15 protein-coding genes are annotated in these 16,971 nt (G+C 65.5%); 8 read left to right on the top strand and 7 right to left on the bottom strand.

Translation table 11 applies throughout. The features are described 5' to 3' along the window. The first annotated feature begins 24 nt into the window (after nucleotides 1-24). The 4 genes from RDV64_RS08725 to RDV64_RS08740 are packed head-to-tail and all read left to right on the top strand — an operon-like array spanning nucleotide 25 to nucleotide 5,844. Nucleotides 25-2,040 (top strand): tripartite tricarboxylate transporter permease, encoded by a 2,016-nt coding sequence (locus RDV64_RS08725; RefSeq protein WP_309198887.1) that lies wholly within the window; start codon nucleotides 25-27, stop codon nucleotides 2,038-2,040. Then, entirely contained in the window at nucleotides 2,037-3,134 is a 1,098-nt protein-coding gene (locus RDV64_RS08730; RefSeq protein WP_309198888.1) for a 4-oxalomesaconate tautomerase, read from the top strand. Before RDV64_RS08725 ends, RDV64_RS08730 begins: the two co-directional genes overlap by 4 nt. A 35-nt stretch (nucleotides 3,135-3,169) precedes the next feature. Beyond that, nucleotides 3,170-4,870, top strand: a complete 1,701-nt coding sequence (locus RDV64_RS08735) for a thiamine pyrophosphate-binding protein (RefSeq protein ID WP_309198889.1) — start codon at nucleotides 3,170-3,172, stop codon at nucleotides 4,868-4,870. Further along, nucleotides 4,867-5,844 (top strand): D-2-hydroxyacid dehydrogenase family protein, encoded by a 978-nt coding sequence (locus RDV64_RS08740; protein WP_309198890.1) that lies wholly within the window; start codon nucleotides 4,867-4,869, stop codon nucleotides 5,842-5,844. The genes RDV64_RS08735 and RDV64_RS08740 overlap by 4 nt, the downstream gene beginning before the upstream one ends. Here the strand turns inward: RDV64_RS08740 and RDV64_RS08745 are convergent. Continuing rightward, nucleotides 5,816-6,760, bottom strand: a complete 945-nt coding sequence (locus RDV64_RS08745) for a LysR family transcriptional regulator (RefSeq protein ID WP_309198891.1) — start codon at nucleotides 6,758-6,760, stop codon at nucleotides 5,816-5,818. The two genes, RDV64_RS08740 and RDV64_RS08745, sit on opposite strands and share 29 nt — an antisense overlap. Nucleotides 6,761-6,837: 77 nt before the next feature. Beyond that, a complete protein-coding gene (locus RDV64_RS08750) occupies nucleotides 6,838-7,350 on the bottom strand; it encodes an Rrf2 family transcriptional regulator (RefSeq protein WP_309198892.1) in 513 nt (170 codons plus the stop codon). Between the two features lie 654 nt (nucleotides 7,351-8,004). Here RDV64_RS08750 and RDV64_RS08755 point away from each other — a divergent pair. Next, nucleotides 8,005-9,486, top strand: coding sequence for a phospholipase D-like domain-containing protein (locus RDV64_RS08755; protein WP_309198893.1), 1,482 nt, complete (start codon nucleotides 8,005-8,007; stop codon nucleotides 9,484-9,486). 69 nt (nucleotides 9,487-9,555) lie between these two features. Here RDV64_RS08755 and recA read toward each other — a convergent pair whose 3' ends face one another. From recA to RDV64_RS08775, 4 genes are all read right to left on the bottom strand, one after another. Then, nucleotides 9,556-10,674 carry a recombinase RecA gene (recA, locus tag RDV64_RS08760; protein ID WP_309198894.1) on the bottom strand — a complete coding sequence of 373 codons (1,119 nt, stop codon included), beginning with the start codon at nucleotides 10,672-10,674 and terminating at the stop codon, nucleotides 9,556-9,558. A gap of 90 nt (nucleotides 10,675-10,764) precedes the next feature. Further along, entirely contained in the window at nucleotides 10,765-12,738 is a 1,974-nt protein-coding gene (locus RDV64_RS23840) for an ATP-binding protein (protein WP_375143801.1), read from the bottom strand. Between the two features lie 66 nt (nucleotides 12,739-12,804). After that, the gene (gene dksA, locus RDV64_RS08770) at nucleotides 12,805-13,227 is read right to left on the bottom strand and encodes an RNA polymerase-binding protein DksA (RefSeq protein ID WP_375143802.1); all 423 of its coding nucleotides are present in this window, start codon (nucleotides 13,225-13,227) and stop codon (nucleotides 12,805-12,807) included. A 166-nt stretch (nucleotides 13,228-13,393) separates the two neighbouring features. After that, nucleotides 13,394-13,606, bottom strand: coding sequence for a DUF2945 domain-containing protein (locus RDV64_RS08775; protein WP_309198895.1), 213 nt, complete (start codon nucleotides 13,604-13,606; stop codon nucleotides 13,394-13,396). Between the two features lie 81 nt (nucleotides 13,607-13,687). On the opposite strand from RDV64_RS08775, the gene RDV64_RS08780 reads away from it, so the two are divergent. The 3 genes from RDV64_RS08780 to otnC are packed head-to-tail and all read left to right on the top strand — an operon-like array spanning nucleotide 13,688 to nucleotide 15,636. Continuing rightward, entirely contained in the window at nucleotides 13,688-14,527 is an 840-nt protein-coding gene (locus tag RDV64_RS08780) for a MoxR family ATPase (RefSeq protein ID WP_309198896.1), read from the top strand. After that, a complete protein-coding gene (locus RDV64_RS08785; RefSeq protein ID WP_309198897.1) occupies nucleotides 14,528-14,992 on the top strand; it encodes a histidine phosphatase family protein in 465 nt (154 codons plus the stop codon). Continuing rightward, the gene (otnC, locus tag RDV64_RS08790) at nucleotides 14,989-15,636 is read left to right on the top strand and encodes a 3-oxo-tetronate 4-phosphate decarboxylase (RefSeq protein WP_309198898.1); all 648 of its coding nucleotides are present in this window, start codon (nucleotides 14,989-14,991) and stop codon (nucleotides 15,634-15,636) included. Before RDV64_RS08785 ends, otnC begins: the two co-directional genes overlap by 4 nt. 12 nt (nucleotides 15,637-15,648) lie before the next feature. Here otnC and RDV64_RS08795 read toward each other — a convergent pair whose 3' ends face one another. Continuing rightward, nucleotides 15,649-16,968: a DUF3754 domain-containing protein gene (locus RDV64_RS08795; protein ID WP_309198899.1), complete on the bottom strand. Its 1,320-nt coding sequence runs from the start codon at nucleotides 16,966-16,968 to the stop codon at nucleotides 15,649-15,651. Nucleotides 16,969-16,971 lie beyond the last annotated feature (3 nt).

A 16,971-nucleotide genomic window follows, 5' to 3' on the forward strand; every position in this document is an offset into this window, starting at 1 on the left:
GCCAAGAAGCCTGATTGGATCGAAATGGACCTCGTCACGTCCGCAGTCGCCGCCCTCGGCGAGGCCTGGGTGCTCATTCTTCGCCCTGAGCAGCTCCTCTTCCTGGTGATCGGCGTGTTGCTCGGCCTTTCGGTGGGGGTGTTTCCCGGCCTTGGCGGCATCGCCGGCCTGTCTCTCGTCCTGCCGTTCATGTTCGGCATGGACCCGGTCTCGGGCCTGGCCCTCATGGTCGGCCTCATTGCGGTGGTGCCGACGTCCGATACCTTCGCCTCGGTGCTCCTGGGCATTCCAGGCTCTACCGCATCGCAGGCCACCGTGCTCGACGGGTTTCCGCTGGCCAAGAAGGGCGAGGCGGCGCGGGCATTGTCCGCAGCGTTCGCTTCGTCGCTGTTCGGCGGCATCCTCGGCGCCATCATCCTCACCGTCTTCATTCTCATCGCGCGGCCGATGATCCTCGCATTCGGCCTGCCCGAAATGCTGATGGTGACGGTCCTCGGCCTTTCCATGGTCGCGATCCTCGCCGGCCGGCTGCCCATGAAGGGGGTCGTTGCCGCGGGCCTCGGCCTTCTGGTCGGCACCATCGGCGAGGCGGGCGCCGGCGGTTCGCTGCGCATGGCAAGTTACGACGTCCCGTATCTGCTCGACGGTTTTTCGCTGGTGATCGTCGGCCTCGGCATCTTCGCGGTGCCGGAAATCGTGTCGCTGCTGCGCCAGGACCGGGCCATCTCCAAGACCGGCGGCCTCGGCAAGGGCTGGCTGCACGGCCTTGCGGACTGGTGGCACAACATATGGCTGTCGGTGAAGTGCTCGGCCATCGGCGTGCTGGTCGGCGTCATTCCGGGCCTTGGCGGCTCGGTTGTCGACTGGATTGCCTACGGCTTCACCGTCCAGTCCTCCAAGGACAAGTCGAACTTCGGTTCGGGCGACATTCGCGGCGTGATCGGGCCGGAGAGCTCCAACAACGCCAAGGAAGGCGGCGGCCTGGTGCCGACGCTGATCTTCGGCATTCCGGGTTCCGGCTCCATGGCGGTGTTCCTGGGCGGCCTCGCGCTGCTCGGTTACGACCCCGGCCCCCACATGGTCCGCAACAACCTCGATCTCACCTACACCATCGTGTGGAGCCTTGCGCTCGCCAACGTGGTGGGTGCCGGCCTGTGCATCCTCATGTCGGGCCCCATCGCAAAGCTCACCACCATCCGCTTCACGCTGGTCGCGCCGTTCCTGTTCATGGTGATCGCGTTTGCGGCGTTCCAGTCGCGCCAGTCGCTGGGCGACCTCGCGGCGCTGATCGGCGTCGGCGTGCTCGGCATCCTTCTGCGCCGGTTCGAGTGGTCCCGCCCGGCGTTCCTGATCGGATTTGTCCTGTCCAGCCAGGCGGAATCCTTCGCCAACATGGCAAACCAGATCGCAACGTCCCGCTTCAATCGCAGCATGGAAGCCGGCCTCAGCTACATCTTCACGCCCATCAGCGTGACGATCCTCGTCCTGACCGTGGTGTCCGTCATTGTCGGCGTGCGGCAGGGCAAGCAGATCCTCACCCAGGGCGACGCGCCCACCGGCGGCAAGCGCGCACCGTTCGTGTTCCTGCTCGTCGTCACCGCCTACGTGGCAATCGCCACCTTCGATGCGGCGTCCATCACGCGGCTGGGCGACAAGATCTTCCCCGTCACGGTGGGCATCGTCACCCTGATCGGCTGCCTCGTACTGATCCTGCGCATGATGAAGGCGCCGGAAACCAACCCCATTTTCGCCGACCTCGAAAAAGGCAACGAAGACGGCAACGCGCAGCACGGGCTGTGGTCGACGCTGGGGTGGCTTGGCCTCCTGCTCGGCCTTTCCGCGTTGCTCGGCTTCATTCTGGCGCTCGGCATCTTCTTCGTTTCGTTCCTGCGGGTCCGTGCGCGGGTCGGGTGGCTGCGCACCATCGTGCTGACCAGCGCCGGCGTCGGCCTCATCTGCTTCCTCGGCGGCACGCTTGGCCGCGACTTTCCGCCCGGGCTCCTTCAGGAATTCTTCAAATTGCCGTGGCCCTTCACATGACCCAGACCGGAATACCGTTTCACTTCATGCGCGGCGGCTCCTCGCGCGGGCCCTACTTCGACCGTGCTGACCTGCCGGAAGACCGTGATCGCCTGTCCGAAGTCCTGATGGCGGTGGTTGGCGCCGGCCACACCTGGAATATTGACGGGATCGGCGGCGGCACTGCCGTCACCACCAAGGTCGCGATGCTGAGCCCGTCCGCGCGTGACGATTGCGACGTGGACTATTTCTTTGCGCAGGTGGCCGTTGCCGAGCGGCTGGTGGACTACAAGCCCACCTGCGGCAACATCCTGTCTGCCGTCGGCCCCGCCGCGATCGAGAAGGGGATGGTCCGCGCGACGGACGGGGAGACGCGGGTGCGCATTTACGCCGTCAACACCGGCGCGCGGATCGAGGCCATCGTGAAGACGCCCGGCGGCGTGGTCGAGTACGAGGGCGACACCGAGATTGCCGGCGTCCCCGGCACGGCGGCCCCCGTCGCGCTCAACTTCCTCGACACAGTGGGGTCCTCCACCGGCGCACTCCTCCCCACAGGCAACCTGATCGACACCATCGACGGCCTTGAGGTCACCTGCATCGACGTTGCGATGCCGCTGATGATCGCGCGGGCCGCCGACCTCGGCCTCACCGGGCTGGAAACGGCGGCTGAGCTTGACGCCAACCGCGCCTTCTACGAGCGGATCGAGCCGATCCGGATCGAAGCCGGCAAGCGGATGGGGATGGGCGATGTCACCAAGTCCGTCACGCCGAAAATCGGCCTCGTTGCACCGCCAAAGGCCGGCGGCACCGTGCTGACGCGCTACTTCATGCCGTGGAATTGCCACCCGACCATGGCCGTCACCGGCGCGCAGTGCCTTGCCGCCTGCGTCCTCACCCCGGGCACCGTGGCGGACGGAATGGCCGAAGGCCTCACCGGCACCGCCCCGCAGCTGGTCGAGATCGAGCATCCGTCCGGCATCATCGAGGTGATGGTGGACTTCGAGAACGGGGCGGACGGCCTCACCCTGAAGTCGGCCGGGCTGGTGCGCACCGCGCGGATGCTGGCGCGCGGCGAGGTGATGGTCCCGGCCTCAGTCTGGGACGGCACACGCTAAGACCGCCCCTCTTCCTCGACCACAGGGATAACCTGATGACCACGCGGAAAACCTACGACGTTCTTGCCGAGGCATTCCGGCAGGAGGGCGTCGACACCTGCTTCGCCCTCCTCGGCGACGCCAACATGAACTGGGCGACTTCCCTTGCCGAGCGCGGCGCGCGGATGATCTATGTCCGGCACGAACACAACGCCGTGTCGGCCGCCATGTCGCATGCGCGTGCCACCGGGGCGCCGGGTGTCGCAACCGTCACCTGCGGCCCGGGCCTGACGCAGATCCTCACCGCGCTGCCAGCCGCGGTGCGCGCCGGTATTCCGCTGGTGGTCTTTGCCGGCGAAGCGCCTCTGAAGTCGGCCTGGTACAATCAGGCAATCGACCAGGCCCCGTTCATCACCGCCACCGGAGCGGCCTACCGCGCCCTTCACCACCCCGAGCGGATGCCCGCCGAAATCCGCGATGCGTTCCTGCAGGCGCGCATGGAAAACCGCCCCGTGGTGCTCGGTGTCCCGTTCGACCTTCAGAACCGCGACTGGACCGGCCCGGACACGCTGCCCGCCCCCTCGCGCCAGATCATGCCCCGGGTCGGCCGGATGCACCCGGCACCGGACGATGTGGCGCGCGCCGCCGCCATGGTGGATGGTGCCAGCCGCATTGTGGTGATGGCAGGCCGGGGCGCCGTTGTGGCGGATGCGGGAGCCGCCTGCCGGGCACTTGCCGAGAAGACCGGCGGGCTTCTGGCCACCACGCTCCCGGCCCGCGGGCTGTTCCATGACGATCCGTTCTCGCTTGGAATTGCGGGCGGCTTTTCCACCACGGTCGCGCGAGAGCTTCTGGCCGAGGCCGATCTGGTGATTGCCGCCGGCACCATTCTCGCCCACCACAACGCCGATGGCGGCAAGCTCTTTCCCAGGGCCGCGGTGCTCCAGATCGACACCGACCCCCGGGCCATCAGCCAGGGCCGCCTTGCCGCGCAGGATCACATCCGCGCCGATGCCCGCGTGGGCGTGGAGGCGCTGACGGCGGCCATCACGCCCGCAGAAGGCGGCCGCGTCTGGCGGTCGGCGCCCATCGCCCGCGCCATTGCCGAAACGCCAGCGGACATGGCGGTGTTTCCGGCTCCGGCCGAAGGCACGTTCGACCCGCGGGACGTGGTGGCCGCGCTTGACGCCGCCATTCCGGCGGACTGGGAGTGCGTGAACTCGTCCGGCCACTGCTCTTTCTACTTTGCGCAGATGCCGCACCGGCCGGTGGCGCACTTCCACACCATCCGCGAGTTCGGTGCCATCGGGAACGGGCTCGCCTATGCCATGGGCGTTGCAGCGGCGCGGCCCGGCCGCAAGGTCGTGTTGTTCGACGGCGACGGCAGTCTGCTCATGAATGTGCAGGAGCTGGAAACCATCCGCCGCCACAAGCTCGACATCGCTATCTGCGTGCTGAACGACGGCGCCTATGGGTCCGAGATCCACAAGCTCCGATCCGAAGGCATCAGCGATGCTGGCGCGGTGTTCGGCTATCCGGACCTTGGCGCCATCGCGCGCGGCTTTGGCATCGACGGGCGGAAGGTGAGCGCGCTGGACGATGTGGCGGGACTGGTGGAGGCGTTCGGCGCCGGCAGCGGCCCGGCATTGTGGGATTTTCACGTCTGCGACAAGATCGCGTCGCCGGTGATCCGGCGCGCCCATCCGCACGGGCACGCGGGTGTCGAACAGGCTGTGCCGTGGGAGCGCTTCAGGTGAAGGTTCACATTCTCGACGATTATTTCGACACTCTGCGCAATCTGCCGAGCTTCGAGGCGCTGGCCGGGCACGATGTCACCGTCTGGACCGACCATCAGCCGGAGCCGGCGGTGCTGGCCAAGCGGCTGGATGGTGCCGAGGCGGTGATCCTGTTTCGCGAACGCACGCCCGTCACCGCCGAACTCGCAGGTCTCCTGACGACGGTGAAGCTCATCGCCATGCGCGGCGGTCATCCGCACGTAGATGTCGAGGCGTTGACGGCGGCCGGCATCGCGTTTGCGTCCGAGAAGGGCGAGGGAGGGCCGTCGGTCGCCGCAGCGGAGCTGACCTTTGCGTTGATTTTGGCCGCTGCACGGCAGTTGCCGGCGCAGATTGCGTCGGCGCGGGCGGGGCACTGGCAGTCCGGCGTGGGCCGCACCCTCAAGGGACGCACGCTGGGGCTCCTTGGTTATGGACGGCTCGCGCGCATGGTGGCTGACTACGCCCGCGCCTTCGGCATGAACGTGGTGGTCTGGGGCTCGCCAGACGGGCGCGCACGGGCAGCGGCTGCCGGCGAGACCGTTGCCGCCAGCCGCACCGCATTCTTTGCAGAACCGGATTTCGTATCACTCCACCAGCGGCTGGTGCCGGAGACGCGGCACGCCGTCACGGCCGAAGACCTTGCCGCCATGCGCAGCGATGCGGTGCTGATCAACACGGCGCGCGCGGGACTGATTGCGCCGGGCGCGCTTGTGGCAGCGCTGGATGCCGGCCGCCCGGGCGGCGCGGCCATCGATGTTCTGGACGGCGAACCGGTGACCGACCCGTCCGATCCGGTGCTGTCGCATCCGAAAATCATCGCCACGCCGCACATCGGTTTTGTCACCGAGGACGAGCTTGATCGGCAGTTCGCCGACATTTACGCATTGGTGAATGCGTTCGCCAATGGCGAGCCGCGGTCGGTGATCAATCCGTCCGTTCTGGCGGCGCGCTGAACCCGGGCGATTGCGTCGCGCCACCCGGCGCGCTGGCCAGCTGCGCTTCAATCATGGCCAGGAGGGTGGCAGCCGGTTCGCCCACAGGCACGCCGCGGCGGGTTGCAACGCCGAGGGTCCGCGTCAGGCCCGGTCCGCGGAACGGCAGTGCAACCAGCCCGTCCGGCGCGAGGGACGTCGCCATCCGCGGCAGGATGGTGAACGCCGCGCCGGCGCGCACCAGGCTCATGGCGGTGACGGCGTTGCGCACCTCGTAGCGCCACACGATCCGGTCCCGGTGTTCGCCGAGCCCGTCGTCGACCAGCTGCCGGTTCTTCGACTGGGAGGTGATGCGGACCATCACCTTGCCCTCAAGATCCGCCGGGACCACGTCGGCGCGAGCGGCAATCGGGTGGTCCGCCGGCACCAGCAGCATGTACGGCTCATCATAGATCGGGCGGATCTCGCAGTCGGACGTGTCGGCCGAAACGACGGTGATGCCGAATTCCACATTGCCGGCGATCACCGCATCGAAGATGTGCTGGACCGGCATGTCATTCAGAAGAATGGACGTTTCGGGATGCGAGTCGGCAAACCGCGCCAGCACATCGGGCAACAGCGAGTTGGCGAGGGTGGGAAGGCAGGCAAACACGATCCGCCGGCGGCGGGCGCGCCCTTGGGCGGCGACATCGGCGTAGGCGCCCTGCAGACCCTCAAGCAGTGTCTTGACTTGCGGGAGGAGGGTCTGGCCGGCGCGGGTCAGGGAGACTTCGCGGCTGTTGCGTTCCAGGAGCTGGACGCCAAGCTCGCTCTCGATCTTGCGGATACGGTGGCTGAGCGCGGTTTGTGACAGGCTGAGCGCATCGGCGGCCCGCTGGAAGCTGCCGCGCTCGGCGATGGAAACAAAGGCTTCTAGCCCGAGATAATCGACACGCACCCGCTAGCCTCGCGATCCCCTCGCGCCAACGTACAGCGCCATGGCTCTGGCGAAAAGGGCTGCTGCTGACGTTCCAGTCAGCCGCGCATCATCAGCTGCGTCGGTGCGGGACGGTCGTCGATCGCGAAAAACGGTGCGACGGGATCTTCGGTCAGGAGGTCTTCAACCGTCATCGCATCCAGAGTGTCCAGGAAGGCGGCGAAACCCATGCCGAGGGCCTGATTGAGCTTCCGGTCCACAGCGTCGGATTTCAGCTCGTGGCTGGCCATGAGCTTGGCGGGACCGCAACGCTGAAAGCGCGGCTCGAACACCCGGACCACGGCGCCAAGGGCCAGCTCACCGGGTGGCGCCGCAAGCCTTATTCCGCCGTTGCGCCCGCGAACGGAAGTGACGAGACCGGCTTTGGTCGCACTTTTCAAAAGCTTGAAAATTGTAAATTCGGTCAACCCGGTGTCGGCCGCGACAGTTTTGACGGACGTGATCTCGGGATGAAACTTTGCACAATATGCAAGTACGCGAAGGGCGTAGCGTGTCTGTTCTGTGAGGCGCATTTCATCCTGCGTAACTGTTTCCGAGAGGATAGCGAGCAATCGAGCAGTTGCATAGCGTGCAATCGAATTCAACTAGATTAGAAAAATTCAAATTTGGCTCCTTCAGCTGTGCCCGAATGCTGGCAATTTCAACGGGCGCATGAAGGAAAAATAAGACCGAACGCCTATGAATTTCAGCTTATCCGCAAGTCGTTCAATCCATGGTTGGGCTTATGAGAGGTATAAATTCCAGTGGCCAAGCAGTGCAGCGCAATAAGCTTTGAATGGAACGAAATTATTAGCAATATTGACGCTGCATCTATGAAATCTCCGACGCTGTCACGAGTGGGTTCGGAGAGGAACACTCAGATGGAATTGAGTGTTCCGGGACAACCTGCCTCCTTGGAATCGCTACAGATTCAGATGTTTAAAGCGTAAGCCGATGCCGCATGCTTGCGAAAACGTCTTTGGCTACCGGTACAAAATTTGACGTCCCAACCAACGCCGCAACCGGTGGGCGTCCGGAAATTGGCAACGGATTGCCTCGATGGGGTGTCGGGCCTCCTGCCCTTCGCCGGTTCGGCGTCAGGCGATGTCGGCCAACGGGATCGGATTTGCCGCAGCGGCGTTGTATCAATTGGATCAGTTGAGGGTCGGCGCTCCGTTGTACCGGGCGGTCAGCATTCGCGCCCGCAATGAAAGCCGGGAGGCGACGTGGACCAGAAACCACTGCTTGAGCGTGGGCAAACGTGCTGGCGGATCGAACACGCCGACCGGATGCGTGTCATCGTGGACGGTGCCGATTTCTTCAGAGCCGCCAAGGCGGCGATGCTTCAGGCGCAGCATACGATCATGCTGATCGGCTGGGACTTCGACACGCGCATCAAGCTTGAGCCGGAAGGGGCAACGCTCGCGGGACCCAACACGCTTGGCGAATTTCTGGCCTGGCTCCCGGAGCAGGCCGACGGCTTGCAGATCTACATGCTGAAATGGGATTTCGGGGCGGTCCAGTCCGTGGGACGCGGCATGTTGCCGGTGTTCATCACGGACATTCTGACCACCGACGCCCTGCACTTCCGCCTCGATGCCGAGCACCCGCTGGGAGCCGCGCACCACTCCAAGATTGTCGTGATCGACGACTCGGTTGCGTTTTGCGGCGGGATCGACATGACCGAGGAGCGCTGGGACACCAGCGAGCACCGGGACCAGAACCCTCACCGCGTGACCGTGGGCGGCGAGCCGAGCAAGCCGTGGCACGATGCGACGACCATCGTCGACGGCGGGGTCGCCGAGGCGCTGGGCGACCTTGCCCGCGAGCGCTGGCGCCGTGCCACCGGCGAAACGCTGACGCCGCCGCCATCCCACCACAGCATCTGGCCCGACGACCTTGTGCCGACGCTGCGCGACATTCCCATCGGCATTGCCCGCACGTTCCCGGACTTTGACGGCTATGGCGAAGTGCGCGAGATCGAAGCGTTCTATCTGGAGGTGATCGCCGCCGCGCAGGATATTTTATATATCGAGACGCAATATCTCGCCTCCCGCTGCATGGTGGAGGCGATCAAGTCCCGTCTTGCTGAAGAGGACGGGCCGGAAATCATCGTCATCCTGCCGCGAAAGTCGGAAGGGTGGCTGCGGCGCAAGGCGATGGACGGTGCGCGCTATCACCTGCTGCACGAGCTGTGGGAGGCCGATCGCTACGGCCACTTCGGCGCGTTCTATCCCGTGACTGCGGCGGGCGTCGCAATTTATGTGCACGCCAAAGTGCTGATTGCGGATGGGCGGGCGCTGCGGGTCGGTTCGTCCAACCTCAACAACCGCTCCATGGGGTTCGATACCGAGTGCGACCTGATTGTCGACGCCGCCGTTGCGCCGGACAAGGCCGACGCGGTGCGCGAAGCCGCGCTATCGGTGCGCCGGACGCTGGTGTGTGAGCACCTTGGCATTGTCGATGCGCAGCTGGATGCGGCGCTGGAGGAGGCGGACGGCTCTCTTCTCGGCGCCCTTCGGCTTCTGATCCATGACGGGCGCTCGCTGCGAGCGTTCACGCCCGAGGAGATCGAGGAGGATCAGAGCATCATGACCAACAACGCCTTTGCCGATCCTGAGGCGGCCGAAGGTTTTGGCGGGCGCGTGTTCGACGGCGTCGGCGATCTCGTCAACGGGCTGGTTGGCGGAGAGTCGGCCGAGCGATAGGGCCGGCCTGGCGACGCCGCGGGTCCGCCGGGTTGCGCTGCCGAGCGAGGGGCCCGGCAGCGCTCTGCATCATTCTGCGGCTGAGATGTCCTCGTCCGGGCTGTCGGCATCGGCGTCCGGTTCCGGCGCGCCGATGATCTTCTCGGCAATGAGGCCTGCATTCTGGCGGATGGCCGCCTCGATGGTATTGGCCACTTCCGGGTTGTCGCGCAGGAACTGCTTGGAGTTCTCGCGGCCCTGACCGAGGCGCTGACTGTCGTAGGAGAACCAGGCGCCCGCCTTCTCGACGATGCCGGCCTTGACGCCAAGGTCGAGAAGCTCGCCGAGCTTGGAAACGCCCTCGCCGTACATGATGTCGAACTCGACCTCGCGGAACGGCGGTGCGAGTTTGTTCTTTACAACCTTGACGCGGGTCTGGTTGCCCGTCACCTCGTCACGATCCTTGATCGAGCCGATGCGGCGAATGTCGAGGCGGACCGAGGCGTAGAATTTCAGCGCGTTGCCGCCGGTGGTGGTTTCGGGCGAGCCGAACATCACGCCGATCTTCATGCGGATCTGGTTGATGAAGATGACCATGGTGTGGCTGCGCGAGATCGAACCGGTCAGCTTGCGCAGCGCCTGGCTCATCAGGCGGGCCTGAAGGCCGGGGAGCTGGTCGCCCATCTCGCCCTCAAGCTCGGCGCGCGGGGTGAGGGCGGCGACGGAGTCGACCACCAGCACGTCCACCGCGCCGGACCGCACCAGCGTATCGGTGATTTCCAGCGCCTGCTCGCCGGCATCGGGCTGTGAGATGAGAAGATCGTCGACCTGGACACCCAGCTTGCGGGCATAGATCGGGTCGAGCGCGTGCTCGGCATCCACAAACGCGCAGATGCCACCCTTCTTCTGTGCCTCGGCGATCACGTGCAGCGCCAGCGTGGTCTTGCCCGACGATTCGGGGCCGAAGACCTCGACGATGCGGCCGCGCGGCAGCCCGCCGATTCCGAGGGCAATGTCGAGGCCGAGAGAGCCTGTGGGCACCGTCTCGATTTCCACCTGCTGCCCGGCGCCGAGCTTCATGACCGCGCCCTTGCCGAACGCACGCTCGATGTTCGCAAGTGCGGCGGAGAGGGCCTTCGCCTTGTCGTTCGAGCTGCCGTCAACCAGACGTAGATCCGATTGCGACGTGCCGCTTCCCTTACGCTTCATAGGTTCCGCCCATGTTTGATGCCCTATCCTACAACAAGCCGCTTACGTTCGCAATCTGTTCGAAAACTTAAGATTTAGTTAACGCAACGCTCAGTGCCCTGTCAGCTCTCGTTTCACCGCTTCGGCAAGAAGCTTCAGCGTGAACGGCTTGGGCAGGAACGGTGCGCCGCCCAGATCGTCGACCGATGCGCCGTCCGCGTAGCCCGACATGAAGATGACCTTCAGATCCGGCCGGACCGCCCGCACCTGTCTTACCAGCGACGGGCCGTCGAGTTCAGGCATGATCACGTCCGTTAACAACAAATCGATCGAATCGCCCTCTTCGGCGAAGATTTCCGCCGCTTCCACCCCCGATGCCGCCGACAGCACGTGGTAACCCTTGGCAGACAGGGCGCGGGCGGCGATGGCGCGGATGGCTTCCTCGTCCTCCACCAGCAGGAGCGTGGCGTTGCCGGTGAGGTCCATGGGTGCGGCGCTGGGCTCGCGCGGGGTGTCGGCGGCGGGTTTGGCCTCCACCGTTGCCCGCGGCAGGTAGACGCGGAACGTGGTGCCGGTGCCTTCCTTGGAGTCGACCGTGAGCGCGCCCCCGGTCTGCTTGACGATGCCGTACACGGTGGAAAGGCCGAGCCCGGTGCCCTCGCCCGTGGCCTTGGTGGTGAAGAACGGCTCGAAGATCTTCTCCAGAACGTGCTGCGGCATGCCCGTGCCCACATCGACAATCTCGATCAGCACGGCATCGCCTTCCAGAGTGCCGCCGTCGCCGTCCAGCGCGCCCTCGCCCGCAGGTACGTTGAGGGTGCGAACCGCCAGCGTGCCGCCGCCGGGCATTGCATCACGGGCGTTGACGGCCAGGTTGATCACCACCTGCTCGATCTGGCTGAGATCGGCCAGCACCGGCCACAGATCGCGCCCGTAGCCGAGCTCCAGATGGACCGGCTCGCCGAGCAGCCGGTCCAGCATCATCGACAGGTCGGCGATCACGTCGTTGAGATTGAGAACGGTGGGGCGCAGCGTCTGCCGGCGCGAGAAGGCGAGCAGCTGCTTGACGAGGCCGGCGGCCCGCTGCGCGCTCTGCTTGATGTTCATGATGTCGCGGAAGGCGGGGTCGCTCGGCCGGTGGTTCTGGAGGAGGAGGTCCGAGAAGCCGATGATGGCGGTGAGGACATTGTTGAAGTCGTGCGCGATGCCGCCTGCGAGCTGGCCGATGGCCTGCATCTTCTGGCTTTGCGCCATCTGGGCTTCCAGCTCCGACTCCTCGGTGACGTCGGTGAGGGTGATGATCACACGGTCGGCGAGGAAGGGCTTGGCCGCGATGCGCACGCGGCGCTCGGGCGCGGCCCGCAATGCCGCCTCGATCTGGCCGCTGGCGCGGCTCCGGGCCTGGGCGAACAGGCGGGTCAGTGCGTCGGTGTCGATGGCCAGGCCATCGCCGAGTGTGGCGCCTTCGCCGGCGACGGCGCAAAATGCGTCATTGGCGGAGGCCAGCGTGCCGTCCCGGTTTACGATGGCGGCGGGCGCGGGAATGATGTCGACGATGGACGGCAGAACGTCCTCGTGGGTCGCGGCGCTGGCAGTGCTCGCCTCGAAATAGTGGAGGAGCCGCCCGCCGTCGGCGCGGACCTCCACAACATCGCCGCTGGGCAGGACGCCTGACGCGGTGCCCTTAATGAGGGCGCGGCGGCGAAGGCCAAACAGCACCGCAGCGGCGGCAGGGTCGCTTGCCAGCGCATCGATGCCGGGGGCAAGGCCGCGGCTCTCCATCAGGCGGGCGAACGCGCTGGTGATGGTGAGGGGCGCGCCGTTGTGGTCGGTGACGGCGAGGGCGTGGTGCGGCTCGGGCGGCGGGGCCGGCAGCGGTGCGCGCCCGGCGAAGTAGAGCCCGATTATTGCGCCAATGAGCGCGGCGAGGGCGGCGCCGATGCCGATGCCCTCCGGCAGTCCCGCCGCCATGCTGGCCGCAGCGACCGCCGCAGCGCAGAGGGCTGCCGCGAAGGGGGCGGCAAGCCGCAGCCGGAGTCCGGCGGTGCCGCCCGAAACATCGCGCGGTTGCATGGTGTCGGCCATCGGATCAGTCCCCTGCCTGCGGACTTTTGATGATGGCACAGCCGGCGGCAAAGGTCGCCGGCGGGGTCAGTCGTCCCTGTGGATTCGCTCGCGCCGTTCGTGGCGTTCCTGTGCCTCGATGGACAACGTCGCGACTGGGCGCGCATCCAGCCGGCGCACGCCAATGGGCTCGCCGGATTCTTCGCAATAACCGTAACTGCCGTCTTCGATCCGAGACAGGGCCGCATCGATCTTTGCAATCAACTTGCGCTGGCGGTCTCGAGCGCGCAATTCGATCGCGTGATCCGATTCCGAGGTTGCCCTGTCCGCCAGATCCGGGTGATTGCGCTCGCGTTCTGCGAGTTGTTCAAGTGTATACTTGCTCTCGCGAAGTATATCGGAGCGCCAAGACAGCAATTTATTACGAAAATACTCTTGCTGTTCCGCGTTCATGAAAGGCTCGTCCTCGGTCGGACGGTAGCCATCTTCGACAGTGTCGTCGATCACCATACTCACCGCTTCATCCCCAAGCCAATACAACGTGCCTATACACTGTCCGAAAGCGATTGCAACAGCATAACCCCAACACCTTTGGGTCGCTAAAGTGCTGCCGAGGCAGTGTGGGCGGCGGGTCGCACCTGTGCTTCGCGCCGCTCCCTGCCGGAAATGCTGCCGGTCAGGCGCGTTCGACCTCGGAGTGGAGCTTCAGTGCCGCACCGCCCGATTGTTGGGTGATGTAGTAGGCCGGGCAGTCTTTCGAGCCTTTGCGGGTGACTTCCGTGCCGTCGATCTTGCGGGTGGTCTTGCGGGTGTAGACCTTCTCCACCTTGCCCGTGGCCGTGCCCTTTCCCCATTTCCACTTGACTTTATCGCCCTCGGAATAACTCATGTTTTCAGGCCTCCCTGGCTTTATTGGGCGGTTAACCGGCGAGGCCGGTTTCGAGTTCCACGGCGCGGCAAGGTGTCATCAATGCGCTTCGAAGGCTCTGACTCCTACGTCGCGACAGCCGATCTTCAGATTGCGGTCAATGCCGCCGTGGCACTCGAACGTCCGCTGCTCGTCAAGGGCGAGCCGGGCACCGGAAAGTCGGTTCTTGCTGCCGAAGTGGCCCGGGCCATGGGCGCGCCACTGATCGAGTGGCACATCAAGTCTACCACAAAGGCCAGAGAAGGCCTGTACGAATATGATGCAGTCGCCCGTCTGCGCGACAGTCAGCTCGGCGATCCGCGCGTGTCGGATATCGCGAACTATATTCGCAAGGGCCGCCTGTGGGAGGCGTTTGCCGCGCCCGAACGGCCCGTCCTCTTGATCGACGAGATCGACAAGGCGGACATCGAATTCCCCAACGACCTGCTCCTCGAACTCGACCGGATGGAGTTCACCGTGCAGGAGACCGGGGAGCGGATTGCCGCGGCCGTCCGCCCGGTTGTCATCATCACTTCCAACAACGAAAAAGAGCTGCCGGATGCGTTCCTGCGCCGCTGCTTCTTCCATTTCATCAAGTTTCCGGATGCCGAGACGCTGGCCGACATTGTGGAGCTGCACTTCCCGCGCCTGAAGCCGCGTCTCCTTACCGCAGCGCTGGAGACCTTTTTCGAGCTGCGTGACGTGCCGGGCCTGAAGAAGCGGCCTTCGACCTCCGAGCTTCTCGACTGGATCAAGCTGCTGGTTATCGAGGACATTGCGCCGGAGGCGCTGCGCGAAAGCGGAAGCAAGATGCTGCCGCCGCTCTACGGTGCGCTGGTGAAGAACGAACAGGATGTCCACCTCTTCGAGCGTCTGGCCTTCCTCGACAGGGCACGGCGGTAGATGCGCAGGCTCATCATCATGCGGCATGCGCGCGCGGAGGCGGGCAGCGGCAAGCCGGATTTCGACAGGATGCTCGATCCTCGCGGATGGCACGAGGCGGGCGATGTCGGCGCGGCGCTGGCCGAAGCCGGCCTTCTGCCCGACATGGTGCTGTGCTCGGCGGCACGGCGCACGCGCGATACGCTCGCCGCCATCATGCCGCACCTGTCGCGCGACTGCACAATCCGCATCCTTGGCGAAATCTACAACGCCGAGCCGCCTGCGCTGTGCAATCTCCTGGGCCGCGCCTCCGGCCAGACCATATTGCTCATCGGCCACAATCCCACGGTCCACAGCCTGGCGCTCGACCTTGCGGGCGAGAATGCCGGAAAAGTGGGCAACAGCTTTCCCACCAGCACCGCCGCGGTGTTCACCATCGGCGCCGCGCTGGACACCGCTGACTTCAAGGGCCTCCTCACCCCATGACTGCAATCATCTCCGCCGAAACGCGCACCCGCGACCAGATCGTGCGCTTTGCCGAACTTCTCTACATGCGCGGATATGCTCACGGCACCACGGGCAACATCTCCGCCCGCGTGGGTGACGTGATGCTGGTCACGCCCACAAATTCGTGCATGGGCCTTCTGGACGCGGAGCGGATTTCGGCCGTTGCGGCCGATGGCAGCCTCCTGTCCGGTGACAAGCCGTCCAAGGAAACCTTCCTGCATCTGGCGATGTACGAGGAGCGGGCGAACGCGGCGGCCGTGGTCCATCTCCACTCCACCCACTCGGTTGCCGTCTCGATCCTTGCCGACACCGACCCCGACAATGCGCTGCCGCCGCTGACCGCCTACCACCACATGAAGGTCGGCCGCCTGCCGCTGATCCCCTATGTGCGGCCGGGCGACATGGGACTGGCCGACAAGGTGCGTGCCCATGCCCGCAGCACCCACGCCATGCTTCTGGCCAACCACGGGCCGGTGGTGGCCGGCAAGTCGCTCATGGACGCGGTTGCGATTGCCGAAGAGCTGGAGGAGACCGCCAAGCTCACCCTTCTCACCCACGGCCGCGCGGTGAAGGGCCTGTGCACCGCGCATCTCGCCGAACTCGACGAAGCATTCCCCAGCTGATCGGCGCTGCGGTCAGACCTCGGCCGGTTCGAGCACCGGGGCGGGGTCGCACATGTGGCGCGCGTCGTCGCGGTCATCGCCGGTGACGAGGCGGGCATAGATCTCCGCCGCTTCGGCAAGGGTCGCAAACACCAGCGTATCGCCTTCGCTGCGCACCGCGCCGTCGGCCTTCAGGCGCGACAGGGCGTCGTGCAGCTCGAAATCCACCGCGATGCCGTAGCGGGCCTCGATGATCTCGTCGATCCGCGCCTTGCGGCCTGCCAGCTCCTGCGTCGCAACGCGGGTGCCGGCGTGGAAGTAGAGGGCAATCAGGTCCTCCTTCACGTCCTCTTCCTCCGCACGGTCGAGCAGGAGCATGAGCGCGGCGCGGTTGTTGGCCAGATTGTGGAAGAACAGCCGCTGCGACAGCTCCATCATGTAGCGCGTGTGCTGGTTGAAGAATGTCGCGATCTGCCGTGCGAGCAGTCCCCCGAAGCCGATCAGCGCACCCACGGCGGTGAACGGGTTGGTGGCCGCCAGGATCTTTCCGGTGGTGCTGAATATGCCGAAGGCCGTGCCGCCGCCCGCGGTGGCATAGAATTTCATCTTGTCGAACGGGCGGAACGCCACCTCGCGCAGCGGAAACAGCATTTCGAGGTCGTGCTCGGGAATGTCCTTGAACACCTTCATGTAGATGAAGTCGGACGAGGTGCCGGTGGGAAGCTGCTTGCGCCGCTTGCGCACCATCTTCAGCGCTTTGGCGTGCGACAGGTTCTGGGTGCTGGCCAGCTCGGCGGCGCGGTCCGCCTCCGGCTTCAGCTTGAGGAGGATGAAGAGGCGCCGGTAGTTGCGGGTTTCGTACGATCGCTTGAGAAAGAATGTCTGCGAATTGCGCACCGTGTGGGTTCGCGAATAGGTCTCGCGGCGGAATATCAAAAGCTCGTCATACTCGGCGAGATCCACCGAGATGTGGAGCGAGTACGGGCTCTTCTCGTTCAGGAGCACGTTCAGCGTTTCGGTGTCGATGGGGTTGTAGTTCGCCCGCTCCAGAAGGTGCGTGGTGAGGGTGGACAGCTTTTCCTTCATCGCGCCGGTCTCTGCGGCGGAAAATGTCTGGACGCGTTTGGTGTCCCGGTCCGGGCTGAAGGGCAGGTAGCAGCGGCGCATCTCGTCGGCGAGGGCGCGGTAGCCGTGGCTGCGGTGGCGCTGGAGGTGCAGGGCCAGCTCCGCAAATGCCGGGCGCTCGCCGGCCATCGCCGGGTCCTGACACAGATCCGCAATCACGGCTTGCCGCGTCAGCGGGATGAAGCGGCTGAGAGCCGGATCGGCGGGGGGCGGCGTTTCGGCGCTCACGTT

This window comes from Acuticoccus sp. MNP-M23 (assembly GCF_031195445.1).
Classification (GTDB): domain Bacteria; phylum Pseudomonadota; class Alphaproteobacteria; order Rhizobiales; family Amorphaceae; genus Acuticoccus.

What these genes read in the sequence shown, in the direction of transcription:
- RDV64_RS08725 (WP_309198887.1), top strand. Translation starts at nt 25, where the DNA reads ATGGACCTCGTCACGTCCGCAGTCGCCGCCCTCGGCGAGGCCTGGGTG.
- RDV64_RS08730 (WP_309198888.1), top strand. Translation starts at nt 2,037, where the DNA reads ATGACCCAGACCGGAATACCGTTTCACTTCATGCGCGGCGGCTCCTCG.
- RDV64_RS08735 (WP_309198889.1), top strand. Translation starts at nt 3,170, where the DNA reads ATGACCACGCGGAAAACCTACGACGTTCTTGCCGAGGCATTCCGGCAG.
- recA (WP_309198894.1), bottom strand. Translation starts at nt 10,674, where the DNA reads ATGAAGCGTAAGGGAAGCGGCACGTCGCAATCGGATCTACGTCTGGTT.
- RDV64_RS23840 (WP_375143801.1), bottom strand. Translation starts at nt 12,738, where the DNA reads ATGGCCGACACCATGCAACCGCGCGATGTTTCGGGCGGCACCGCCGGA.
- dksA (WP_375143802.1), bottom strand. Translation starts at nt 13,227, where the DNA reads ATGGTGATCGACGACACTGTCGAAGATGGCTACCGTCCGACCGAGGAC.
- RDV64_RS08775 (WP_309198895.1), bottom strand. Translation starts at nt 13,606, where the DNA reads ATGAGTTATTCCGAGGGCGATAAAGTCAAGTGGAAATGGGGAAAGGGC.
- RDV64_RS08780 (WP_309198896.1), top strand. Translation starts at nt 13,688, where the DNA reads ATGCGCTTCGAAGGCTCTGACTCCTACGTCGCGACAGCCGATCTTCAG.
- RDV64_RS08785 (WP_309198897.1), top strand. Translation starts at nt 14,528, where the DNA reads ATGCGCAGGCTCATCATCATGCGGCATGCGCGCGCGGAGGCGGGCAGC.
- otnC (WP_309198898.1), top strand. Translation starts at nt 14,989, where the DNA reads ATGACTGCAATCATCTCCGCCGAAACGCGCACCCGCGACCAGATCGTG.